General features: G+C 47.9%; 20 protein-coding genes. 4 read left to right on the forward strand and 16 right to left on the reverse strand.

From position 1 onward, the window contains the following. Window positions 1-51 precede the first annotated feature (51 nt). The 16 genes from ilvD to holA form a co-directional block, all read right to left on the reverse strand. Complete coding sequence (ilvD, locus tag ACWJAO_RS06820; RefSeq protein ID WP_449139705.1) at window positions 52-1,854, reverse strand: dihydroxy-acid dehydratase; 1,803 nt, start codon at window positions 1,852-1,854, stop codon at window positions 52-54. Between the two features lie 388 nt (window positions 1,855-2,242). Further along, on the reverse strand, window positions 2,243-3,388 hold the full coding sequence (locus tag ACWJAO_RS06825) for an OmpA family protein (protein ID WP_449139706.1): 1,146 nt from the start codon (window positions 3,386-3,388) through the stop codon (window positions 2,243-2,245). 238 nt (window positions 3,389-3,626) lie between these two features. Then, the gene (locus ACWJAO_RS06830; RefSeq protein WP_449139707.1) at window positions 3,627-6,224 is read right to left on the reverse strand and encodes an alpha-L-arabinofuranosidase C-terminal domain-containing protein; all 2,598 of its coding nucleotides are present in this window, start codon (window positions 6,222-6,224) and stop codon (window positions 3,627-3,629) included. Between the two features lie 239 nt (window positions 6,225-6,463). After that, window positions 6,464-7,342, reverse strand: coding sequence for a bifunctional methylenetetrahydrofolate dehydrogenase/methenyltetrahydrofolate cyclohydrolase FolD (gene folD / locus ACWJAO_RS06835; RefSeq protein WP_449139708.1), 879 nt, complete (start codon window positions 7,340-7,342; stop codon window positions 6,464-6,466). Window positions 7,343-7,433: 91 nt separating this feature from the next. Continuing rightward, entirely contained in the window at window positions 7,434-8,786 is a 1,353-nt protein-coding gene (gene ffh / locus ACWJAO_RS06840; protein ID WP_449139709.1) for a signal recognition particle protein, read from the reverse strand. 143 nt (window positions 8,787-8,929) lie between these two features. Then, complete coding sequence (locus tag ACWJAO_RS06845; RefSeq protein ID WP_449139710.1) at window positions 8,930-9,583, reverse strand: hypothetical protein; 654 nt, start codon at window positions 9,581-9,583, stop codon at window positions 8,930-8,932. Between the two features lie 517 nt (window positions 9,584-10,100). Then, on the reverse strand, window positions 10,101-11,564 hold the full coding sequence (locus tag ACWJAO_RS06850) for an NAD(P)-dependent oxidoreductase (RefSeq protein ID WP_449139711.1): 1,464 nt from the start codon (window positions 11,562-11,564) through the stop codon (window positions 10,101-10,103). A gap of 296 nt (window positions 11,565-11,860) precedes the next feature. Next, entirely contained in the window at window positions 11,861-12,658 is a 798-nt protein-coding gene (locus ACWJAO_RS06855; protein WP_449139712.1) for a prephenate dehydrogenase/arogenate dehydrogenase family protein, read from the reverse strand. A 13-nt stretch (window positions 12,659-12,671) separates the two neighbouring features. Beyond that, entirely contained in the window at window positions 12,672-13,739 is a 1,068-nt protein-coding gene (locus ACWJAO_RS06860) for a bifunctional 3-deoxy-7-phosphoheptulonate synthase/chorismate mutase type II (RefSeq protein ID WP_118085840.1), read from the reverse strand. Window positions 13,740-13,906: 167 nt separating this feature from the next. Continuing rightward, on the reverse strand, window positions 13,907-15,076 hold the full coding sequence (locus ACWJAO_RS06865; protein ID WP_449139713.1) for a pyridoxal phosphate-dependent aminotransferase: 1,170 nt from the start codon (window positions 15,074-15,076) through the stop codon (window positions 13,907-13,909). 130 nt (window positions 15,077-15,206) lie between these two features. Then, window positions 15,207-16,040, reverse strand: a complete 834-nt coding sequence (locus tag ACWJAO_RS06870) for a prephenate dehydratase (protein WP_449139714.1) — start codon at window positions 16,038-16,040, stop codon at window positions 15,207-15,209. 514 nt (window positions 16,041-16,554) lie between these two features. After that, window positions 16,555-16,854 (reverse strand): hypothetical protein, encoded by a 300-nt coding sequence (locus ACWJAO_RS06875; RefSeq protein ID WP_449139715.1) that lies wholly within the window; start codon window positions 16,852-16,854, stop codon window positions 16,555-16,557. A 114-nt stretch (window positions 16,855-16,968) separates the two neighbouring features. Continuing rightward, entirely contained in the window at window positions 16,969-17,877 is a 909-nt protein-coding gene (locus ACWJAO_RS06880) for a dihydroorotate dehydrogenase (protein WP_287797485.1), read from the reverse strand. A gap of 102 nt (window positions 17,878-17,979) precedes the next feature. Then, window positions 17,980-18,756, reverse strand: a complete 777-nt coding sequence (locus ACWJAO_RS06885) for a dihydroorotate dehydrogenase electron transfer subunit (protein WP_449139716.1) — start codon at window positions 18,754-18,756, stop codon at window positions 17,980-17,982. A 196-nt stretch (window positions 18,757-18,952) separates the two neighbouring features. After that, on the reverse strand, window positions 18,953-19,498 hold the full coding sequence (locus ACWJAO_RS06890; protein ID WP_449139717.1) for a helix-turn-helix transcriptional regulator: 546 nt from the start codon (window positions 19,496-19,498) through the stop codon (window positions 18,953-18,955). Between the two features lie 1,021 nt (window positions 19,499-20,519). After that, window positions 20,520-21,548, reverse strand: a complete 1,029-nt coding sequence (gene holA, locus ACWJAO_RS06895) for a DNA polymerase III subunit delta (protein WP_449139718.1) — start codon at window positions 21,546-21,548, stop codon at window positions 20,520-20,522. Between the two features lie 255 nt (window positions 21,549-21,803). Here holA and ACWJAO_RS06900 point away from each other — a divergent pair, with 255 nt between their 5' ends. From ACWJAO_RS06900 to ACWJAO_RS06915, 4 genes are all read left to right on the forward strand, one after another. Next, window positions 21,804-22,262 carry a type I restriction enzyme HsdR N-terminal domain-containing protein gene (locus ACWJAO_RS06900; protein WP_296080226.1) on the forward strand — a complete coding sequence of 153 codons (459 nt, stop codon included), beginning with the start codon at window positions 21,804-21,806 and terminating at the stop codon, window positions 22,260-22,262. A gap of 273 nt (window positions 22,263-22,535) precedes the next feature. Further along, window positions 22,536-23,789, forward strand: a complete 1,254-nt coding sequence (locus ACWJAO_RS06905; RefSeq protein ID WP_449139719.1) for a nucleotide sugar dehydrogenase — start codon at window positions 22,536-22,538, stop codon at window positions 23,787-23,789. 81 nt (window positions 23,790-23,870) lie between these two features. Next, window positions 23,871-24,338 carry a MaoC family dehydratase gene (locus ACWJAO_RS06910; RefSeq protein ID WP_006847353.1) on the forward strand — a complete coding sequence of 156 codons (468 nt, stop codon included), beginning with the start codon at window positions 23,871-23,873 and terminating at the stop codon, window positions 24,336-24,338. A 3-nt stretch (window positions 24,339-24,341) separates the two neighbouring features. Next, entirely contained in the window at window positions 24,342-25,193 is an 852-nt protein-coding gene (locus ACWJAO_RS06915) for a TerB family tellurite resistance protein (RefSeq protein WP_449139720.1), read from the forward strand. Window positions 25,194-25,412: the final 219 nt, after the last annotated feature.

The raw sequence follows: 25,412 nt of genomic DNA on the forward strand, positions 1-25,412 counted from the left end.
TTCTCTTTTCTCAAAGACTCGAAAAACTGTCTTTTCAAAGACTCTCGAAGACTAGTCGATGATTCTCACACCGCCCTTATCTGCCGAACTTACGCTCTGGGCATAAGCGCGCAGTGCCTTGCTAACCACGCGGTTGCGCTTCAGCGGCTGCTGTGGACGTGCTGCGAGTTCCTCGTCAGAGAGTTTCACATTGATGGAGCGGCTAGGGATATCAATGACGATGATGTCGCCATCCTTAATCTTGCCGATGTTACCACCTGCTGCAGCCTCAGGACTGATGTGACCGATGCTCAAGCCTGATGTACCGCCTGAGAAGCGGCCGTCGGTGATGAGCGCACACTCCTTACCCAAGTGACGGCTCTTGATGTAAGAGGTTGGGTAGAGCATCTCCTGCATACCAGGGCCACCCTTTGGACCCTCGTGGGTAATGACTACGCAGTCGCCTGAATTAACCTTGCCGTCGAGGATGCCTTCGCATGCATCTTCCTGAGAATCAAAGCATACGGCCGGACCCTCAAAATGCCAGAGCACTGGGTCTACACCTGCAGTCTTCACTACGCAACCGTTCTGGGCGATATTGCCGAAGAGCACTGCCAATCCACCATCTTTAGTGTAAGCATGCTCAAGGTCGCGGATACAACCCTCGGCGCGGTCGGTGTCTAGACTCTCCCACTGAGCGTCCTGGCTACCCATCTGGGTAGAGAACTTTCTGCCCGGTGCTGAGTGGTAGATTCTGTCAGCCTCGGCATCAATCTCAGTGCCGGTAATGTCGTATTTCTTCATCTGCTCATCGAGTGTCTTGCCGTCAACACGCTTTACGGCGCCGTTGATCAGACCGCCCTTGTTCAGCTCGTTCAGGATACCGAGGATACCACCTGCGCGGTTGCACTCCTGCACACTGTATTTCTGGGTATTAGGGCTCAACTTGCAGAGGCAAGGCACCTTGCGGCTCAATTGGTCGATGTCTTCCATCTTGAAGTCTGCGCCAGCTTCCTGAGCTACTGCCAGCAAGTGGAGCACGGTGTTGGTGCTTCCGCCCATGGCGATGTCCAGGGTCATGGCGTTGAGGAATGCGTCGCGGGTAGCTATATTGCGTGGCAATACGCTCTCGTCGCCGTCCTCATAATATGCATAAGCGTTCTTAACTATCTGGCGTGCTGCATCTTTAAAAAGTTGGATGCGGTTTTTGTGGGTAGCAAGAATGGTTCCGTTGCCTGGCAAGCTCAGACCGATGGCCTCGGTGAGTGAGTTCATTGAGTTGGCGGTAAACATACCTGAGCAGCTACCGCAACCTGGGCAGGCGCACTGCTCAATCTGCGTCATCTCCTCGTCAGAAACGCTTGTATCAGCACCCTTAATCATAGCTGTAATCAAGTCGGCGTTCTCACCCTTCCAGCGTCCGGCTTCCATAGGTCCACCTGAGCAGAACACGGTAGGAATGTTCAGTCGCATAGATGCCATGAGCATACCTGGGGTTACCTTGTCGCAGTTTGAGATGCAGATCATGGCGTCGGCCTTGTGAGCATTGACCATGTATTCTACAGAGTCGGCAATGATGTCACGGCTTGGGAGGGAATAGAGCATTCCGTCGTGTCCCATTGCGATACCGTCGTCAACGGCGATGGTGTTGAATTCGGCTGCGTAGCACCCCATAGCTTCGATTTCCTTCTTGACGATCTGACCGATTTCATGAAGATGGGTATGACCTGGCACAAACTGAGTAAAGCTGTTCACGATAGCAATGATTGGTTTACCAAACTGCTCGTGTTTCATACCTGCAGCTACCCAGAGTGCTCGGGCACCTGCCATTCTTCTGCCTTCAGTGCAGACGCTACTTCTTAATGGATGTTTCATATCTTTTTTTTCTTTTATTTCCTTGCTTAAAAGGGCTCTTTCGAGCCCATTTGTTATAATTTGCCTGCAAAGATACAGAGATTTTATGTAATAGCCAACTAATTTCGTATAAAATTTCACAAAACTTCGTATTTTTGTTAGAAAAACAAATAAAATGCTTACAATTTATCACGACCGATACTCATTTCTACTGATTTTGTGCAAAAAAAAAAATAAGAAAGAGCTTATTAACCACACCGAACTCTTATCTTATTAAGATTACCTGACGAAAAAGTATAAAGCGAGACTGCCAGACATGTAAGAAAGAAAAGAAGAAAAAAAAATCCTCCTAAACCGAAGTTTGGGAGGACCTGGTCACAAGACCAAATATCTGAAACTACTTATTTCATTATTCAGCTGCATTGTTATCATTGAATGTAGCAACACGGTTGAACTCAACCTGCTTGAAGAGCTTGTCAGTAGCACCCATACCCTTAGCCTGAAGACGATCTGCGCTAATCTTGTAAGTCTTAACGAGAATGTTCTTTACAGCATTGGCACGAGCCTCAGAAAGTTTCTGGTTAAGTTCCTTAGAACCCTCTGGAGATGCATAACCCTTGATTTCAACCTTAGCATCTGGATGATTCTTCATATACTGAGCAATCATCTCGATGTTTGGCATCTGGCTACGCTCTACTTTTGACTTACCTACAGTAAACAATACTGTTGGCTGCAAATTGGTAGCAGTAGCTGGCTTTACATACTTAGGAGCCTTCTGGCACTCATTGAGCGCATTCTGGAGATCCTTGATCTGCTTGTCCTTAGCTGCGAGTTCAGAATCCTTGCTATTCAAGTCGTTGCGGAGGTTGTTGATCTGACCATTCAAACCATCAATCTCGTTCTGGTCGCGTGGAGTTACGATAGTGAAGTTGTGAGAGTTGTTAGAACCCTTGAACTTGTAGTTAACACCCACCTTAACCTGGAAAGCAGACTTGTTAACATCAAACTGGCAACCATTGCAAGCACTCTTGTTGTCGTGAAGGAACCAATTCATAGATGGCTCTACATATACCTGCCAAGCCTTGTTTGCGCCGAGGTTGAATGCGAAGTCAACACCTGCGTTAGCTGTGAGGGCATTGAGGTTGCCATTATGAAGGTTGAAAGAGTGGTAACCACCGATGCCTGCCAATGGGATGATTTCGAATTTACGTGGTTCGCCCTTGTAACCCAAGAAGAGGTTTGTTGCATTGATTGTACCAATGAACTTACCGCTTGCACCACGAACCAAAGTCTTGTGTGTATAAGGCAGGTTGCGGTTACGAGCATAGAGGTCAGCCTCTACTGCAGCACCCCAAACTGGAGTAAACCACTTTCCGAGACGTACACCTACTGATGGGTTTACGTTCTTGAACCATGCATTGTGAGTAGTCTTTGTAGCTGCTCCAACGTTTACACCAAGATACCAATTGTCTAAGAACTTGCTCTCCTGTGTAGTCTGAGCAGATGCAGATACTGCCATAACGGCAGCAGCAAACATTAATACTAACTTTTTCATTTTCTCTCTAAAATTTGATTTTATATAAATTACTTAAAACTTCATTTTCAAGGTGCAAAATAATAAAAAAAATTATTAACTACCAAATTTTTGGCCATATTTTATGCTGTAAAACATAAAAAATGGAGAAAAAGAACATTTTAATATTCTATTTCTCCATTCTATTTTACTCAAAATGAATAATCTGAGCCATTATTGGTTCTATCCGTTTCTATCAGAAAACATCTTCTGAAGAAAGCTAAAGTTCAAAAACCTGAGCGCTTCTGCCTGCGATGGTTACCTGCTTGTTGCCCAAGCCAGAAACCGAGAGTTTCAGCGTGCGAGGCAAGGCATTCACCACTTTAAGCCAGGTTTTGCCCGATTTAGAATTCTTCACCACACTGGTGCCCACATATTTCTTCAGCGCATCCGGCAGACTGAGCACGGATGAGATGTAGAGGTCGCCGGCATGCTGACCGAACATCTTCTGCATCTTGTAGCTCTCGCTCGCGCGTACATTATTATTATCAAAGTAAATCATGTCCGGCTGCCAGTTGCTGTATCCGTCCTTACACAAGAGAGGAGCATAGGATGTCATTTCTACCACATCGCCGTTGCGCTCCACATTGCAGAGGTGGATGCCCTCAGCCAGCGCATTGTCTACCGCATTGGCACCGCGGGATGCATATTCGCCCAGATAAACCTTAGGAGCCTTGCGGTCGTAATGGTCGTAATAATCCTGATGGTTCAGGAACCAGCCCGGCTGCTCGTAATAATGCTCGTCTACGGCATCAATCCAGCGCTTGTTTTCGCGAGCAATCTTCCAACCCTCAATATAGTCAGAAGACGGGAAGTGGAACGGACCTACGGTGCCCACCACCTCAAGCTGAGGATATTTCTGCTTCACAGCCTTGCAGATCATCAGGTAGCGCTGCTCAAAATCGGTAGAGATAAGGTCTTCGTTGCCGATGCCTATCATCTTAAGGTTGAACGGAGCCGGATGACCTGCATCAGCTCGCATCTTCGCCCATTTTGAAGTGGCAGGGTCACCATTCGCCCACTCTACCAGGTCCAGCACATCCTGGATGTACTGCGGCATCTCGCTCATCGGGATTCCGCCCTGCTGACCAGCCACTCCGCGCTCATCAGCCACAGAGTTCTGGCAAGGAACACCTGCCGCCAATACCGGCAACGGCTCGGCTCCCATATCCTCGCACCACTGGAAATATTCATAGAATCCCAGCTGGCGGGTCTGATGATAGCCCCAAATATTGTAAGCTGGCTTACGGTCTTTCTGCGGTCCCACGCTCTCCTTCCAGTGGTAGATGTTCTTGAGTCCCTGTCCGTGGAGCATGCAGCCACCCGGGAAGCGCACGAAGCGAGGCTTCAGGTCGGCAATGGCTTCGGCAAGGTCTTTCCGTAATCCATGACCCTTGTAAGTATCTTGTGGTTTGAGACTTACCAAATCTACCGCAACTTTCTGCTCGCCCTTAGGCAGGATGGCGAAGCGGATGTTCTTGCCCAGTTTGCCCTCCTTGGTGGTGGCTTCGCTGGCGAGTTCGCCCTCATATTTATCGGTCACGATGAGCTGCGCCTTATATTCCTTCCAGTCAGTTCCCTGCACCTTAATCTTGGTCTGGCATACCGGCAATCCCTCCTGGTTTACGAGCGCTAGGGTGAGGTCTTTCTTCTTGGCGTCGATGCATCGGGCGTGCAGACTCACCTCGTAGATGGCAGGCTGATGCTTGCCCTCCTTGCCCTCAATGGCAGCTCCCCGACGGATGACGATGCCGTCCCAGCCTATATTATAAATAGGTGTAGTGCCCAGAACGGCGTAATGTGGATTGTTCCGGCTCACCCCGTTTTCGGTAGCAATGCCCTCTTTCTCCACGCCCACCCAAGCTGTGGTGGCATTCCACTGGTGGCGGTGATCTTCCATGTTATATTCGAAATCGCCGTTCTGCAACATTTCTGCACAGAGTCCTCCATCGGCAGCGCGGCTGATGTCTTCGAAGAAGATGCCCATAAGCTTATTGGAGATGCGATGAGATTTCTGTGGATTGATGCTGAGGTTGGCAGGGATTTCCGAATCTTTCGGCAGGTCGATGTGGTTGTCCTTGGCATAAGCTGCGAGGTCGGCATCGGTCTTCGGCATCGGCTGTCCATTGAGTTTTGCCTCTTCTGAGAGGGCATGGAACCAGGAGCGGATGTAGTTGAGATGCACGGCAGGCACCTCGAAATCGCAGCCCTGGAAAAGTTTTCCGCCGATGGTTGCGGTGTCGCGCTGCCAAAGTATATCGTCAGCAGAAGCTTCCAGTGTATCCTCCTTGAAGATGCGGAAATCGTTGCTTGCCTGTACGTATCGCTTGCCCTTGGATGTCTTGAGATAGATATCGAAGTTGCCGTCATCCATCTGATAGGCAGCCACATCCTTCACGCCTTTTTCGCGGATGATAGGATAATCCTGCGGACGCCAGGTGATGAGGTCTTCTGAATAGGCAACGGCAAACTGCGGTGAATGCTGGTTCACGCTCCAGAGTGCGCGCCATGTGCCGTCGTTAGCTTTTACCACGAAGGGGTTGTACATCTTCTTTTCTGCACCCCACGGACCGTAGTCGCTGGCGCAGAGCTGTCCTACGTCAATCCAACGCTCGTCATCGGTGAAATAAGCCAGATGCAAGCCCTGGTTGGGTGCTGGCGAATAGATGAATATCTGGCAGATGGAATCCTTGCCCTGTATGGTGTATGCAGGGGCATCCTTGTCGGTCTGCACGGCTAGTTGCTTACTGCCAGCCTGAATGCCGCTGGCAGCTGCCACGAGCAGCGCTGATGTAAATACGTACTTAAGTTTTATCATGTTTCTATTTTTAGATTAAATGTTTGTTTCTGTTTTGAGTTTTCTTGCATTTCTCCCGCCGATCATTTTAGCGGTTGCAAATCCGCCGAAACGGTGATAAAAAGGCAGGGTGCATCACTGCGCCCTGCCCCACAAATTAGAGAGTTATAAAAAATCAAGTATGCAGTGATTTTAACACTGCTTTTTTCTGAATAATTATCTTCCCTAGAATACCAGTCCCTAAAAGCCGGAATCTTCTTTTAGTTGTAATATTCCTTCTTGCCGGCAGCCAGCGTATTCTTCATCAGCGAACAGATGGTCATCGGACCAACGCCTCCCGGAACAGGAGTGATGAAGGAACACTTCTCTGCCACCTCGTCGAATTTCACATCACCATTCAGGCGGAAACCACTCTTCTTCGTAGCATCAGGCACGCGGGTGGTACCCACATCAATGACTACAGCTCCCGGCTTCACCATATCAGCTGTCACGAAATCAGGACGGCCGATGGCTGCGATGATGATATCCGCCTCCTGACACTCCTTCTTCAAATCCTTGGAATGGGAGTGGCATACGGTGACGGTGGCATCGCCATACTGCTTCTGCATCATCAGTTGAGCCATTGGCTTGCCTACGATGTTGCTTCTGCCCAGAATGACGCATTTCTTGCCACTGGTTTCTATATTATAATGCTGCAGCAGGGTGAGGATACCGAGCGGAGTGGCTGAGATGAAGCAAGGCATACCGAGCGCCATTCTGCCCACGTTTACCGGGTGGAATCCGTCTACGTCCTTGCGGTAATCAATTGCCATGGTTACCTTCTGCTCATCGATGTGCTTAGGCAGAGGAAGCTGAACGATGAATCCGTCAACATCATCATCCTGGTTCAGCTTGTCAACACACTGCAGGAGCTCTTCTTCGGTAACATCCTCCTCATAACGGATGAGGGTCGACTTGAATCCACACTTCTCGCAGGCCAGCACCTTGTTCTTCACATAGGTTTCGCTGCCTCCGTCGTGCCCTACGAGCACGGCTACCAGATGTGGCTGCTTGCCACCGGCGGCCACAATCTGTGCCACCTCCTGGGCTATCTGTTCCTTGATGGCGGCTGCCGTCGCCTTTCCGTCTATAAGCTGCATTTTATTCTGTTTTAATGTTAAATGTTCAATGTTAAATGTTAAGTTGCAGAACATATGAATTCTTCACTCTTCGTTCTTCACTCTTCACTTCTTACATTCCCGGCATCTTAGGCATGCCTGGCATACCCTTCATGCGGCTCATCATCTGCGCCATCTTGTTGCCGGTCATCATCTGCATCATCTTGCGGGTCTGGTCAAACTGCTTGATGAGTTTGTTCACCTCCTGGATGTTGGTGCCCGAACCCTTGGCAATGCGCTGGCGGCGTGATGTATTGAGGATGGCTGGGTTAGTGCGCTCCTTAGGGGTCATACTCTGGATGATGGCCTCTACGCCCTTGAATGCATCCTCAGGGATGTCTACGTCGCGGATAGCCTTACCTACACCCGGAATCATCGCTGCGAGATCCTTGATGTTACCCATCTTCTTGATCTGCTGGATCTGGTTGTAGAAATCGTTGAAGTCGAACTGGTTCTTTCTGATCTTCTTCTCCAGTTTCTTGGCCTCTTCCAGGTCGAACTGCTCCTGTGCGCGCTCTACGAGGGATACCACGTCACCCATGCCGAGAATTCGGTCTGCCATACGGGCTGGATGGAATACATCAATGGCCTCCATCTTCTCACCGGTACCGATAAACTTGATTGGCTTGGTTACCACGGTACGGATACTGAGGGCAGCACCACCGCGGGTATCACCGTCGAGTTTGGTGAGAACAACGCCGTTGAAGTCGAGGCGGTCATTAAATTCCTTGGCTGTATTTACGGCGTCCTGACCGGTCATGGAGTCAACCACGAAGAGGGTTTCGTCTGGACGGAGATGATTCTTGAGATTACTGATCTCGTTCATCATCTGCTCATCAATGGCGAGACGTCCCGCTGTATCGACGATTACAACATCGTTGCCGTTGGTCTTAGCCTGCTGGATGGCGTGATCGGCGATGCTGAGCACATCCTTGTTCTCTAGCTCGCTGTAAACCGGAACACCTACCTGCTCACCCACTACATGGAGCTGCTGGATAGCTGCCGGACGGTAAACGTCGCAGGCTACGAGCAATGGTTTCTTGCCGCGCTTGGTCTTGAGCATGTTGGCAAGCTTACCGCTGAAGGTAGTCTTACCCGAACCCTGCAGACCGCTCATGAGGATGATTGCCGGATGACCTTCGAGCTTCAATGGGGCTTCTTCACCGCCCATGAGTTCTGCCAGCTCATCGTGAACCAGTTTAATCATCAGCTGTCCCGGCTTCACGGCTGTGAGCACATTCATGCCGAGTGCTTTCTCCTTCACCTTATTGGTGAATTCCTTAGCTACTTTATAGTTTACGTCGGCGTCGAGGAGTGCACGGCGCACATCCTTCATGGTTTCCGCCACGTTGATTTCTGTAATTTTTCCCTCGCCCTTCAATATTTTGAATGAGCGTTCCAGTCTATCACTTAAATTTTCAAACATTTTTCTTTCTTTATATTTTTTGGCTACAAAGATACGACTTTTTTTCGAGAAAGCCAAGTTGTTTATGCTTTTTTTTATCCAGTTGGCTAAAATTGCTTTCGCCCTGTCTTTCCCGAGCTCATTTCTTCAGTTTCCTCTTGTGCTTATTTATCCGGATTCTTTTTCGATATTGATTCAGCACCAGAAGTTGCTTTTTCTTCTACTGTAGCCATTTCAGATGTAGGATCTTTCTTTAAAGCCGAGACATCATACGGATTAGTCAATTCATACTTCTTCCCCGTTGCTTTTTCATAAGCAGCTACAACCGGATCCTTATGTTCCATTTTTTCAAATACCTTTTTAGCCTGTTGCAGATGCTTTCTATCACGTTTCCCCTGTTTATCCATCCAGCCGAAAGCATCAAAACCGATGCCCGCAGATGAAGTTGGCACAGAGTTTATCCTCTCCTGTATATCCTCTTCCATATTTTTAATGCCTTCCTGATTCTTACCCCAAACAGTCACTTCGCCTAATTGTTTGGCATCCGGCAAAAGAAACAGAGTATCCGGCAGTTCCTTGTACCGGATAGTTGCCTTCATAAAACCTGGTTTCGATACGGTTGCCGAGTCAAACTGATAGCGCATCGTCCAATAGCCCCGATAATCTGTTCTTGCCCAATGATTGTTATTGGTATGAATAAGTGCTTCACGAATAGGCACATGATTTTCTGCCGATGCGATAACACAAGTTTTCTGCGCATAGGCTACCTGCCCTAATATGGCAAGCAATACTGTTAAAATCAATATGATACGCTTCATGCTTTTTCTCTGATTTATATCTTTATCTTTGTACCAGACAAATTACTTATTCTTACTATATATGAATCTGATACAAAAGTAATGATTAAATCTGATATTTCTTTAAATTTCCCAAGAAGTTTAAGTTCATTTAAAGAGTAATGTAAAAAAATTAAGCGTCTATAACAGTTGGTCTATTTATATAGTATCATTCAAAGGAAAGATACGGTTTTTAAACTAAGAAATATTTTTATAAGTAAGCACACACTGCTTTTTAAGTCAAAACATATAGTTTTTTGAGTCAAAGCATATAGCTTTTTAAGTCAAAACATATAGCTTTTTAAGTCAAAACATATAGCTTTTTAAGTCAAAGCACATAGCTTCTCAGATATTACCCCTAGGCTCAGCAGCTCTGCTGAGCCTAGTCAGCAGGTCTGCCGACTGCAGTCAGCACATCTGCCGAGCCTAGTGACAACTCCCTGTAGAATCCGTTTCTTTACTACAGAAATAATTCACTTATTCTATTGAATTCATGTAATTATTCTACTATTCCGCGCTGCTCGATTCTCTTAGCCTCTTCAAGAAGCTTGATGGCATCTACATACTGAGCGATGCCCTGAGCCACTTCCTTGGCAGCCTTCATTGCCAGAACTACAGTTTGCGGACGGTGTACCACATCACCTCCGGCGAACACACCGCGACGGGTAGTCATACCGAACGGACGTTCAACAACTTTTACATATCCCTTCTCATCCACCTCGATTCCGGCAGTGGTAGAAACGATACGGTTGGCTGGTCTTGAACCGATGGCGAGATAGATTCTGTCGAATTTTTCTACTTTTTCTCCCTCAGGAGTGTTCAGTACACAGCTTCCGAGACGACCGTTTTTGCCCTTCAGGAAGGCCTCCACGGTAGTTTTCCACTCAAATTTCACGCCTTCCTTCACAGCATCCTCATATTCACTTTGGATGGCTGGCATCTCTTCCTGGGTCTTACGGTACAACACGGTTACGTCGGCACCCAGACGGATAGCGGTACGGGCAGCATCCATGGCCACGTTTCCACCACCAATGACACCCACCTTCTCGCCGTCGCGCAGAGGAACCATGTCGCGGGTCAAAGCGCCTTCGTTATAGGCATTTACGTTGTGCAAGAAGTAAGTACTCTGGCTCACGCCATGCAGTTTGGAGCCCGGTGTAGAGTCCATATTCTGAGGCACGCTGGTACCTGTGCCCATAAAGATGGCGTCGTAGCCTGCACGGAACAGACTGTCGATGGTTACATTGTTCTCGCCCACCATGCAGTTGGTGATAAACTGCACACCGAGGGCAGCAATCTTAGCCACCTCATCGCGCACTACCGACTTAGGCAAGCGATACTCAGGAATACCGTACATCAGTACGCCTCCCGGCTCAGCCTGCCCCTCGAAAATTGTGACGTTGAAGCCCTGACGCGCCAGATCTCCGGCTACGGTCAAGCCCGCAGGACCCGAACCGATGACAGCCACACGACCACGTGTTTTCTGTGGCAGTTTCTCGCGCGAGAGATTCATCTTGGTATCAAAGTCGGCAATAAACTGCTCCAGCTTACCGATCTGTACCGGTTTTCCCTTCTTTCCGAGCACACAGTTACCCTGACACTGTTTCTCATGAGGGCATACTCTACCGCAGATGGCAGGCAGATTGCTCTTGGCATTGATGATGCTCATCGCTGCACCCATGTTACCCATAGAGAGTTCGTGTACGAAATCAGGAATGTCGTTACCAATCGGGCATCCCTTCTTGCACTGCGGAATCTTGCAGTGGAGGCAGCGTTTAGCCTCTTCAATAGCTTCGTGGGTTGAAAAGCCCTCGTTCACTACCTGAAAAGCAGCAGCATCTGTCTGCTGTTCTGCAGCATCATTCTGCTTTGCAGCATCAGCAGTTTCCGTCTGCTTCACTATTGTTTCTGTTGTATTCTGCCCAGCGGTCTGTGCCTCTGCAGCATTCTTCATATTTTTCATTTCTTTCTGTTCACTCATAATAGAACTGCTCTCCTGTTTTATTGATTCTACAATCTATCCTTTGATTTGTGGGTGCAAAGGTACAAATAATATTTCATAAATCGCCCCAATCTCCTTACATATTTTCATTTTGCCCCCTTTTTTCCTTATTATATACAAAAAAAGGCCCTACATTCACATGCAAGACCTTTAATCTTTAATCTATCTTAAATAACGTAAGTTCTACATTCACATGCAAAACCTGCAAATTTACGGATGGGGGGAAATAATATAAGCCCCCCTTAAATTTAACAATCTTATTTTTCTTTAATCTCAATATCTTCCTTCACATGATTGCGAATCTTGGTGAGGAAGAGTTTCATACGCTTCGCATCCTTGTGGTCGATGATATCGATGAGCTCAGCAAGCTCCTCTCTGATCTGTGCCACCTGACCCGATGTGTATGGGTTAAAGAGGATTTCCTGCAGCAGGTAATCATCTTCGTTGAGCACGCCCTTGGCTATCTGCATATGGCGTTTGAAGGTGGTGCCCGGAGCATCCTGGTGCTTCATCACTGCCGCAAAGGCAAAGGTGCTCACGAAAGGAATACTCAGCGAATAAGCCACCGTCTGGTCGTGCTCATCAAACGTATACTCATGCAGACTCAATCCCAACTTCTGGTAGAGGTCCTTGAAGAATATCTTGCCCATGTAGTCACCCTCTTTGATGATGACCGCATTCTCCTCTGAAAGCTGGTTCAGATTGGCAAAGGTTGGGCCGAACATAGGGTGCGTACTCACGAAGCGGAAACCGCTCTTCTCGTAAAACTCCTGCAGTCCGGTCTTTACCGAAGCAATATCGCTGATGATGCAGTCGTGAGAGAGATGTGGCAGCACCTCTTCGAAGGCTGGCAGCGTATATTTCACCGTCACCGCATTGATGACCAATTCGGGACGGAACATCTCTATCTCTTCCATCTTGGTGAAGCGGTAACAGTTGTAGGTGAAGCGCAGTCGCTTGGCATCCTTCTCGAAAACCGCCACCTCGTGGTCGAAGCTGAGCAGGTCGATGAAGAAACTTCCCATCTTACCTGCTCCCATAATCAATATTCTCATCGCCAGTTTCCTTTTACTTCTGGTTCAGGATTTCCAACTGCTGACGGACACTCTCCTCATGGATGTGCTCGAAAATCTGAGCGGCAAACTCAGGGCTCATGCCGCAGAGAGCTGCCTGGGCACCACGCTTGTCGAGAATCTCGTTGTAACGGTTGGTCTGAACGATGGTCATGTTGTGCTCCTTCTTGTAGGTACCAATCTCGCGGCAAACGCGCATACGCTTAGCCAGGAGATCCATCAGCTGGTTGTCGCACTCGTCAATCTGACCGCGCAGCTGATGCAGACCCTCTGTAGAATAATGCTCATCGCGCACTACGAGGAGGCTGAGGATGTAATCCAGCACCTCTGGAGTAACCTGCTGCTTGGCATCGCTCCATGCATCGTCTGGGCTGCAGTGGCTCTCAACGATGAGGCCATCGAAACCTAAGTCCATTGCCTGCTGGCAGAGAGGGGCGATGAGATCGCGACGGCCACCGATGTGGCTAGGGTCGCAGATGATTGGCAACTGTGGTATGCGGCGGTGCAACTCAATAGGAATCTGCCACATAGGAAGGTTGCGGTAAATCTTCTTATCGAAGCTGGAGAAACCGCGGTGGATAGCACCGAGTTTCTTGATGCCTGCCTGGTTGATACGCTGCAGGGCGCCAATCCAGAGTTCGAGGTCTGGGTTTACCGGGTTCTTGACGAGCACAGGCACATCTACGCCCTGAAGACTGTCGGCAAGTGCCTGCATGGCGAATGGGTTGGCAGATGTACGTGCGCCTACCCACAGAATGTCGATTCCATATTTCAGTGCGAGCTCTACATGCTCTGGGGTAGCCACCTCAGTAGCTGTCAGCATGCCTGTTTCTTCCTTCACCTGCTTCATCCAAGGCAAAGCTGTTTCGCCGTTACCCTCGAAGCCTCCCGGTTTGGTGCGTGGCTTCCACACACCGGCGCGGAACATGTGGCAACCCTTGGCAGCCAACTGCTTAGCGGTAGTCATAACCTGCTCTTCTGTCTCTGCCGAGCAAGGGCCGGCAATGACGCAAGGGCGTTCCTGATCACTAGGAAAATTCAATGGTTCTAATTCTAATTCCATAGTCGTATATTTTTAATTTTTACTTTTTTCTTTCTCTTTGGGGACCAGCGATGGAATCGCTGGGAACGGGGACGGAAAGGGGAAAAGGCTCTTTTTTACCTCCTTTCAAAGGTGCTAAGGCTTTTTTACCTTTTTACCCTTTTACCTTTTTACCTTTCAAAGGCCTTTTACCTTTCAAAAACCTTCTTGATTCTCTCCAGGGCCTCTTTCATCTTCTCATCCTTGGCACAGAGGCTGATACGGATGTATCGCTTGCCGTTGGTTCCGAAGATGAAGCCAGGGGTGATAAAGACGCGTGCCTCATGCAGCACCTTCTCTGTCAGGTCTTCTACATCGGCATATTTCTCAGGTATCTTGCCCCAAAGGAACATGCCCACCTGGTTAGGGTCAAACTCGCATCCGAGCACCTTCATAATCTCCTCGGCAATGTCGCGGCGTCGGCGGTAGTTCTGGATATTGTTCTCGCGGTGCCATTCATCCGTATTGTTCAGCATCGCCTCGGCAGCTGCCAACTGTATACCGCGGAAGCTTCCGTTATCTATGTTGCTCTTCACCTTCAGAATCCATGAGATGAAGGTCTTGTTGCTCGAAATCATCGCTACACGCCAGCCCGGCATGTTGTGGCTCTTGCTCAGCGAATTGAACTCGATGCAGCAGTCCTTGGCTCCCGGCACCTGCATGATACTCATCGGATGCTCGTTGAGGATGAGCGAATATGGGTTGTCGTTTACTACCACGATGTTGTGCTTCCGGGCGAATGCTACCAGCTTTTCGTAGGTTTCGCGTTTCGCCACACCGCCTGTCGGCATGTTAGGATAATTGGTCCACATCAGCTTTACGCGACTCAGGTCCATCTTCTCCAGCGCGTCGAAATCGGGCTGCCATCCGTTATCTTCTCTCAGGTCGTAGTAGGTAATCTTGGTGCCCAGAATCTTGTTGATGGCGGTATAGGTAGGGTATCCCGGATTCGGGATGAGCACCTCGTCGCCAGGGTTGCAGAAGGCGAGCGTTACGTGCAGGATGCCTTCCTTGCTACCTATGAGGGGCTGGATTTCAGTAGCCCAGTCGAGGTCTACATCATACCAGCGCTTATAGAAACCAGCCATTGCTTTGCGCAACTCTGGTATGCCCACCGTAGGCTGATATCCGTGTGCGTTTGGATTGTTGGCTACCTCGCAGAGCTTGTCTATGGTCTGCTTAGAAGGCGGCATATCCGGACTTCCGATGGCCAGACTGATGATGTCCTTGCCCTCGGCATTAAGTTTAGCCACTTCCTTCAGTTTGCGGCTGAAGTAGTATTCCTGTATTTCCGTTACTCTATTGGCTGGTTGTATCATAATTATCTATAATGTTGAATGTTAAATGTTGAATGTTAAGTTACTCTTTCGGAATCTTCATCATGTCAAATGCCAAGCTTACTGCTAACAAGTTAACATTTAACACTTAACATTTAACATTGAAAAATCCCTACTCCTTCTCCTCATATTCGCCCAACACCTTTATCTTCTTCACGAGTGGTGTAATGGCGTCGATGCTCTGGCGGTATCGGGTGAGGTTGTCGAAGGTGAGATCTACATAGAAGAGGTATTCCCATTCATGTCCGATGTTTGGCAGCGACTGTATCTTGGTGAGATTGATGTCGTAGAAACTCAGGATGGTGAGCACCTTGGAGAGCGATCCCTTATCATGTGAGAGGCTGAACACGATACTTGCCTTGTTGGCCTTCTCAATAGGTCGGAGCAGGGCTGCCTTCTGCGGATTGCAGACCACGAGGAATCGGGTGTAGTTGTGCGGATTGTCGTGAATGTCTTCCTGCAGCACCTTCATGCCGTACATGTGGGCGGCATAAGAAGAGCAGATGGCTGCCCACCCCTTCACCTTGTGCTGGGCGATGTAAGCTGCCGAGCCTGCGGTATCTTCTGCCTCCACAGCCTTGAGGCCTGGGTGGTTTGCCAGGAACTTGCCGCACTGCATCAGGGCTACCGGATGGGAGTGAACTTCCTGCAGGGTGCTCCAGTCATCTTCCGGCAGACAGCAGATACTGTGCTCTATGTGGAGTTTGTGCTCGCCTACCACGGTGGTTCCGCTCTGTCTGAGCAGTTCGTAATTGTGGAGCAGGCTGCCCGCAATGGTGTTCTCTATGGCGCAGATGCCTACCACGGTAGGGTCGCGCTTGATGTTTTCAAACACCTCTTCGAAGGTAGCACAACAGATAAGTTCTATCTGTTCGCCCTCGAAATACTGGTGGGCAGTAATGTCGTGGAAAGATCCCAGCTCTCCTTGAATTGCTATTCTCTTCATGTTTCTTTTATCTTGTCTATTGTTACGAAAAACGGTCCAACTCTATAAGAGCGGGACCGTTTCGATGATTTCAAGAATCTAATATCCTAAGTTGAAATTTACACGCAACTTCCCGCTTTACAATTATTTGCAAAGTAAAAGTAATAGCTAAAAAAGAATGCGTTAAACTTCTTCATTGTCTTTACATTTTATATGTTACTCACTTTTGTTCTTTCCGAGCCTAGCCCTTTTCATATAAGGAGCTTGTCTGTGCTCAGAATTCCGAACTCTTCCTTACACCTCTTTATATATTATAAGGAGCAGGCAGTGCTCAGTTTTTTCGAGTCTCAACTTGCTAAAATCTCAACTCGTTTGCAAAAGTAACATTTTTCTTTGACACTGCCAAACAACTTGATATATTTTTCTTCATTTTCCTTATATTTTATGCTAAAAAACATGTTTTTGCCCGATTTTTATCATCAGGACGCGGAAAAATGCAAAAAAATGTCCCCAAAAGCTAGGCGGCTCTTTCCTATTATCTGCAATGTTCTCTGCCTTCGGCCTTGAATTCTCCTGTCAGCTCCCCTACTTTCTCCGGGTTCAGCTCCAGGTAGCGCTTCATGTCCTTTCCGGCACCATCCTTGTCGCCCATCTGCATCAGCAGATTGCCGCGCTTCAGGAGATTCTCGCTCAGAGAGGCTTTTACAGACGAGTGTTCCGCAGAAGTCTCCTGTTCCGCAGAATCCTTCTTAGCAGCCAATTCTTTCTCCTGCTCTACAATCTGCTGAGTCAGCGTTGCCAGCATCAGAACAGGGTTTATCTGATTCAAATCCATAACCTTATATTTTTACAAAAAGTTACTCTATTGTATATCAATGAGTTAACCCACTTGACGCCCTAAAACAGGGCGTCAAGGTATAAGCCACTCCTTATTATAATAAGGTGTAATTTACTTGATGGCCCCGATAATCTCAGTCACACTCTTGCATCCGTGAGCATCAAGCCACTCGTTGATTCCATCCTTCACCTTCTTCGTAACCGCAGGATCAATGAAGTTGGCTGTACCAATCTCAATGGCCGTAGCACCGCACATCAGGAACTCAATGGCGTCCTTGGCAGAAGAAATGCCACCCAGACCAACAACCGGAATGTTTACGGCATGAGCTACATCCCAAACCATGCGCAGGGCAACAGGCTTAACGCAAGGACCGCTCAAACCACCCGTGCGGATGCTCAAGAGAGGCTGGCGCTTCTCAATATCCACCGCCATACCCATCAGCGTATTGATGAGCGAAACAGAATCGGCACCCTCAGCCTCCACGGCACGGGCGATGTCGGCAATGCTGGTAACATTAGGCGAAAGCTTCACGATGAGAGTCTTCTTATAAACCTTTCTCACCGCCTTCACCACGCTGGCAGCACCCTCGCAGGTTACACCGAAGGCCATGCCGCCATCCTTCACGTTAGGACAGGAGATGTTCAGCTCTATGGCAGGAATCTTATCCAGCTCGTTGATGCGCGCCGCACACTCGGCATAACTCTCAGGCGAATGTCCGCTCACGTTGACAATCATATTGGTATCAATGTCCTTGATCTGAGGATAAATGTGAGAGCAGAAATACTCCACACCCTTGTTCTGCAAACCTACGCAGTTGAGCATGCCCTGAGGCGTTTCGGCCATACGCGGATAGTCGTTTCCCTCGCGCGGTTCCAGAGTAGTGCCCTTCACGATAATACCGCCAATCTCCTCCAGAGGAACGAAATCGGCAAACTCCAATCCGTAGCCGAAAGTACCCGATGCAGTCATCACAGGGTTCTTCAACTCCAAATCATTTATCTTTACACTTAAATCAGCCATAATCTTCTGTTTTACTTAAAAATGTTTTTACAAACAAAGACAAGAGAATTCTCCGTTCTTCACTCTTCGTTCTTCGTTTCCAACGAATTCTTCACTCTTCACTTAAATTTCCCAAGTAAGTTTCTTGATATTGATGACAGGTCCATCCTTGCAGACGCACTGGTTACCCTCGGTAGTTTTCTCTACGCAGCAGAGGCAAGCGCCCACACCGCACGCCATCTTGTTCTCAAGAGAAACCTCACACTCCACGCCAGCCTTCTTGGCAAAGCGAGCCACGCTCACCATCATCGGCTTAGGTCCGCAGGTAGAAATCATATCAAACTTCTCGTTCTCCAGAACAGAGTGGTTGGTAACGAAACCTACCTCGCCAGCCGATCCATCCTCAGTAGTGATACATACCTTTCCGATCTTGGCAAACTCATCCAGTTCGAGCAGATCTGTAGCCTTGCGTGCACCCAGCAGGAAGGTAACTTCAGCCCCGAAATCCTTGATGAGTTTTCCGAAATAGAGGAGCGGAGCCACACCTACGCCACCACCTACGAGCAGATATTTCTGGCTCTTCCCGGTAGGCATGGTGAAGCCGTTGCCGAGAGGCAGCATACAGTTGAGCACATCGCCCGTCTTGAGCTGTCCGAGCTGACGGGTACCATCGCCCACCATTGCTACGAGCAACCAGAGCTGATTATTTTCACGATCCACGAAATTGATAGAGATAGGACGGCGAAGCATGGTAGTAGGCGAATGGTCTACTCTTACTTCTACGAATTGGCCAGGCAAGATTTCAGGCAAAGGTTTCTCATCGGTAAGCTTAATCAAAACGTGCTTATCGCTAAGCGCCTCTACAGAAACCACCTTCAGGTCGAGAACATATTTTTTCATCTTATTGCTAATTTTTAATATGCTTATTATATAATGTACGTATATTATAATAGGTACGCGTAGCTTCCAGTTACGCCCACTTACGTTTTCTACGATGCAAAGGTACATCAAAAATCCGAATTTACGAAAAGAAAAGAAATATTTTTTCTTTATCGCCGCTCCTATGTGTTTGTTTTAGGGTTCTCCAATCCCTACTTTATTTCTTAGGAACGAAGGTTTCCCAGGTCTGATCATCGTAGAAAATACGGATTTCAGTAATCTTTCTTTGCGGTTTGTCTACATATTTTACCGCCGCTTGGGCGACATTTTTAGGTGTACGATTTACACCTTGCATTTGAGGCTGGTCAAAGAGCGAAGGAGAAGTAGGGGAGGCTGCGGCTCCTTCGGCTCCAAAATCGAGCATAGGCTCGGCAGAGGCGGCTCCAGAAGGCTGACTGCCCTGCTTCATCCCCTCAGCACCACCGGCTGCTCCATCCGTAATGCCCTGATACATGTCTGCAGCACCCTCTTCGCCGCCACCCTGGGAAGCCTGGTTCTGATACATAGGAGGAGTACCGTAGAGTACCCAATAAACGTTTACCTGAGGAAAACTCTTATGGATGCCATCCACAATGCTAAGCGATGGATTGGTCTTCCCGTTGAAAATATTGCTCAGCGTAGCGGTCGAGATTCCGATCATCTGAGCGAAATTTTGCTGAGTGAGGTGTTGGTCCTCCATCAGCTGTCTGATTCTATCTTTCATGCTCTAAAATTTTTAGCGTTCATTTTTCTACTGATACGATGTTTTATTTCCGAACAAGCCACTTTTGGGCCCTTTTTCGGTTGATTTTACAAAGATAAAGCAAAAATTTAGAATAACCAAATATTTCTGAATAAATTTAGATTTTTAAACTTTAGGTTTCTGTTTATAAATTCGAATTCTACTCACTCCAGTGTTCGGTTTTTAGATTTAGTTTTATAAATATAAACCAATCAATCAAAATATATGACGAACCTTTTCTTTATAGATTTAGGCTAAATCACTGGTTATTCATACCATAAACCACCCAAATAAAGGCATATAGAGCGATTTATGCAATGTTTACCCCACACCTATGTAAAAGTCTATGGTTTATAAAACAACTAAAACACATAACTAACTGAGTTTTCGACATTTACAAATTCAAAATACAGTATGAATATTTATTCATTCATAACCATAAACACTCTGTTTTACCTTTATTTTTATAAATATAAAACATAAATTCGTGTATTTAGTTTTCTTGCATTTATATTTATAAATCAAAATCACCCATTTTGATTTATGGATTTAAAAACATAAACTTAGGAAACGTAAACCTTAACAAATGCAAACACCAAATTTCAGACAACGGGAAATGGCAAATTTTTCCATTTCTAGCGTTTTCAAGCCCACCGGCAAGAAAACGGGCAAATTCGCGAGTAATGAAGAGGGTTAATTTAGCTAAGTTACTGATAACCAATAAAGTTAAGTCTATTTTCAGACAAAACCGAAAAATAGGCATCTAGCTCAAAAAATCGCTTAAATCTCCCATTTTTGCCCAAAAATCGCCAAAAATGAGGCCAGGTAAGCGCCCCCAAAAGAGCCAAAAATCGCCTATTTCGGGCAAATTTATAATGCTAAACGCTAGTTGACTGCTTTCTGGAAACAGGCGGCAAAGAAGGGCGAAAACGGAAACGAGCTCCTGCCAAGAGAAAACTCTCAGCAGGAGCTCGCCTACTCTCCCCCACCTCGCTCATCAGCATCAGTGAAGGATAAAAAAGATGAGTTCTTTCATCAGTTCACCCACCGGAGTGGATGGATTATCCAGTCCCTTTATCTTCGCATCCACCTCCTTAAACTTCTCAATAATCGCCATCACTTTCACGCCCGTATAGTTCCTCATTCCTGTAATATATTCGCGCGCAGCCCAAGCTGAGCGCAAATCCAGGAATTTTGCGAGCTCATTTTCGTTCTGCCTGTTGGGTGCATAATAAGCAATCATCAGGTTTTGGAAATAAGTAAAGAGCATCGGGAGAAGCGTAAAGAGAGAACCGCTCTTCGGATTGTTGTCAAAATAATTTATTATCTGATTTGCCTTGAACACATCGCGGCTGACGATGGCACTTCTCAGCTCGAAGGCATTGAAGTCTTTGCTCACCCCTATTTCTCGCTCCACAATCTCCGGAGTAACACGCCGGTCGTTCTCAGGAAGAGAAATGAGCAGTTTGTCGAGCTCGGAAGTGAGTCGGTGCAAATCTGCTCCCACATGATCAGCCACCATCTGGGTAGCTTTGGGTTCTATGGTCGCCTTGCGGGTCTTGAGATAAGTCTCGATGAAGCCCGGCAGATTTCGGTCGTAGAGCTTCTTGCTTTCAAAAACCACACCCGCCTTGGCAGCGAGAGCAGAAAACTTTTTACGACTGTCGAGCTTGCCGTTTTTATGACAGAAAACAAGGATGGTTGTTTTTACCGGATTTTCGAGGTACTTCTCGAGCGCTTCCAAATTCCGCAAATTCTGAGCCTCTTTCACAACCACCACTCTATACTCCGCCATCATCGGGTAGCCCTTGCACAAATCTGCCACTTGCGCACCCGTAACATCAGCTCCGAAAACCACCGTCTGATTGAAGTCACGCTCCTCGGGCTGGAGCACATTTTCTGAAATGTAGTCGCAGATCTTATCTATATAAAAAGGTTCCTCGCCCATCAGAACATAGACGGGAGAATACTTCCGAGCCTTCAAATCTTTCATGATTGACTCGTAACTTATTGCACTTTTCTTTTCTACCATTGGATTATTTTTTGTAACTTTGCACCCAGCAAACTCCGGGGGTGCAGACAAGCATTTGCTCCGCCTCCAGGTTCGCAGTTTTCTGAGGTGCAGTTTTCAGCTGCACTTCGACTGCAAAGTTACAAAAAATAAATTGAACTGCCTATATAAAAGAGGTAGTTTTTGAAAACGAGGTATGGTTAAAAGAAGAAAAGAAGCCATATCGAAAACAGAAAAGAAAGAAACATAACCATATATATAATAAGGTATAGAAAAATGATTCGTTTAAATTTGCCTTCTTTCGACATTAAGATTTCGGGCTCAAAACAGCATCCCCAGATACTGGATGTGCTGCGCCGGAAGTTCATCACGCTCACTCCCGAAGAGTGGGTGCGCCAGCATTTCGTTCATTTTCTCATCGAGCACAAGGGGTATCCAGCCTCGCTGCTCGCCAACGAAATCCAGCTGAAATGTGGCGACAAGGTGCTGCGCGCCGACAGTGTGCTCTACTCCCGTGAGCTCCAGCCCCGCATGATTATCGAGTACAAGGCCCCTCATATCCCTATCACGCAGAAAGTATTCGACCAGATTTCGGTCTACAATCTTCTGCTCCACGTCGACTTCCTGGTGGTGAGCAACGGGCTGGAGCATTACATCTGCAAGATGGATTATGAAAGTAAAAAATATGTATTTTTAGAGACCATTCCTGATTATTCCGATTTATTGACATTATGAGAGCATCGGGGCCAGTCCGGAAGTTTTTAAACAGAGTTTCCCCAGCCTTCAAAATTTGCGAATTTCCGCCCAACCGGCCATCCGTTTTAGAATTCGCAAATTTTGGAGGCCTTGTTGAGCACTCCTTTTCCTGCCTCCTTTCTCTCCCCATCCTCTTTCTCGCGTTATTTTTTAATAAAAAACCCATTTTCATTTTGTAGTCTCCTCCTTTTGCATTATCTTTGCAACTAATATATATATTAAGGTATAGACTGCCTAAAAGAACAGAAAGAAATGGAGAATAAAAAGATAAAAATCGCCGTAGCCGGTACAGGATATGTAGGCCTGAGCATCGCTACCCTGCTGAGCCAGCATCATGAGGTGGTGGCAGTAGACGTGGTACCCGAAAAGGTGGAGCGCATCAACTCGCGCCGCTCGCCTATCCAAGACGAATACATAGAGAAATATCTGGCTGAAAAGGAACTCAACCTCAAAGCCACAACCGATGGAGAAGAAGCCTATAAGGATGCCGACTTCGTAGTGATTGCCACACCAACTAACTATGATCCGGTGAAAAACTACTTCGACACCTCGCACGTAGAAGAAGTCATCCGTCTGGTGATGCAGGTGAATCCCGATGCCATCATGGTCATCAAGAGCACCATTCCGGTAGGCTACACCGAAAGCATCCGCCAGAAGACAGGCAGCAAGAACATCATCTTCGCTCCTGAATTTCTGCGCGAGAGCAAGGCACTCTACGACAACCTCTACCCGAGCCGCATCATCGTGGGCAGACCGAACGATGACGAGCGACTGGACCAGGCAGCCCGCACCTTTGCAGAACTGCTGAAAGAGGGAGCCATCAAGCAAGACATAGAAACCCTGTTCATGGGACTTACCGAGGCAGAAGCCGTGAAACTCTTCGCCAACACCTACCTCGCCCTGCGCGTGAGCTACTTCAACGAGCTGGATACCTACGCCGAAATGAAGGGTCTCGACACCAAGGCGATTATCGACGGAGTGGGTCTGGACCCTCGCATCGGCACCTTCTACAACAACCCTTCCTTCGGATACGGCGGCTACTGTCTGCCGAAAGATACCAAGCAGCTGCTCGCCAACTATGCCGATGTGCCTGAGAACCTGATTCAGGCGATTGTGGAGAGCAACCGCACCCGCAAGGATTTCATCGCCGACCGCGTGCTGAACATGGCTGGCTACTACGATTATGCCAACCAGAACAACTTCAGCGAGGAGGAAGAGAAGCCTTGCACCATCGGTGTATACCGCCTCACGATGAAGAGCAACAGCGACAACTTCCGCCAGAGCAGCATACAGGGCGTGATGAAGCGCATCAAGGCAAAGGGCGCGCAGGTTATCATCTACGAACCTACGCTGAAAGACGGAACCACCTTCTTCGGAAGCCGCATCGTAAACAACCTGGATGCCTTCAAGCAGCAGAGCCAGGCCATCATCGCCAACCGGTATGACAAATGTCTGGATGATGTGGAAGAAAAGGTTTACACCCGCGATATTTTCAGAAGAGACTGATTTGAGTTAATAGTTGAAAGCTGGAAGCGGAAGACGGAAAATAGAAAACAATAATATTTATAATAAAGAGAAAAATAAGAAATGGCAAAATTAGTAATCAATTCCTACGAGGAATTTGCATCTCACCTCGGTGAGAAGTTAGGAGAATCAGACTGGTTGCAGATTGACCAGGACCGTATCAACAAGTTCGCAGACGCTACACTCGACCCACAGTGGATCCACGTAGACGTAGAGCGCGCCAAGGTAGAGAGCCCTTACCACAGCACCATTGCTCACGGTTACCTCACCCTCTCAGTACTCCCATACCTCTGGCAGCAGATTATCGAGGTAAACAACCTCAAGATGCTCGTAAACTACGGCATGGACAAGATGAAGTTCGGTCAGCCAGTCATCACCGGTTCACGCGTGCGCCTGGTAGCCACTCTCCACGACATCCAGAACATCCGTGGCATCTGCAAGACCAGCATCAAGTTTGACATCGAAATAGAAGGTCAGCGCAAGCCAGCCCTCTCAGGCATCGCTTCTTTCCTCTACTATTTCAACAACTAAAAGATGGCAGCAGGTAAATGGATTGGTGGTGTGCTCGGTTTCATCACAGCCGGTCCGCTGGGAGCCCTGGCAGGCTATGCCCTCGGTTCCCTCTTTGAGCACGGACTGGATGCGGTAAACCGCGACAGCGACCACCATTACAACAACGCCTACGATGCCTACAGCGGCCAGCAGCACAACGGCCGCCAGGGCTTCGGCAACCAGGGCTACAGCCGCCAGCAGAGCTATGAGGGAGAGCGAAACTCCTTCATGTTTTCGCTGCTGGTGCTCAGCTCCTACATCATCAATGCAGATGGCAAGATTATGCATTCTGAGATGGAGATGGTGCGCCGCTTCCTGCATCAGAATTTCGGCGAGGCAGCCAAGCAGCAGGGCGAGGAAATTCTCCTCAAACTCTTCGAACAGCAGAAGCAGATGGGCATGCAGCAGTACCGTTCGGTGATACAGGACAGCTGCCACCAGATACGTGCCAACATGATGTATGAGCAGCGCCTGCAGTTGCTCAATTTCCTCGTCATGATAGCCCAGGCCGATGGAGTTGTGAATCCCCAGGAGATTCAGGCACTCAAGGAGATGGCCATCCACATGGGTCTTTCTGCCGAGGATGTAGACCAGATGCTGAACCTGGAGAGCGGGGCTTCTTCAACCGGCAGCCTGGATGATGCCTACCGTGTTCTGGGCATCAGTCCTGATGCCTCAAACGATGAGGTGAAGGCCGCATACCGCAAGATGGCGCTCAAGCATCATCCTGACAAGGTAGCAGCGCTGGGCGAAGATGTGCGCCGTGCAGCCGAGAAGAAATTCCAGGAGATCAACGACGCCAAAGACCGCATTTACAAGGCTAGAGGGCTCTAGATTTCTGATTAGGAGTTAAGGAGTTAAGACAGACGTCTCAGCTGCCTGAAATGGTTTTAGCAGCCTGAAAGCAGTCTCAGCTGCCTGAAAACGAATCGGGTAGGAGGTAAATGCTAATCACAAAAGGCATTTGCCTCCTATTTTCACACTTACCGACCTCCCACACCACCGTACGTGCGGTTCCGCATACGGCGGTTCCTATTTTGGATGCCATTCGAG

This window comes from Segatella sp., assembly GCF_977051555.1.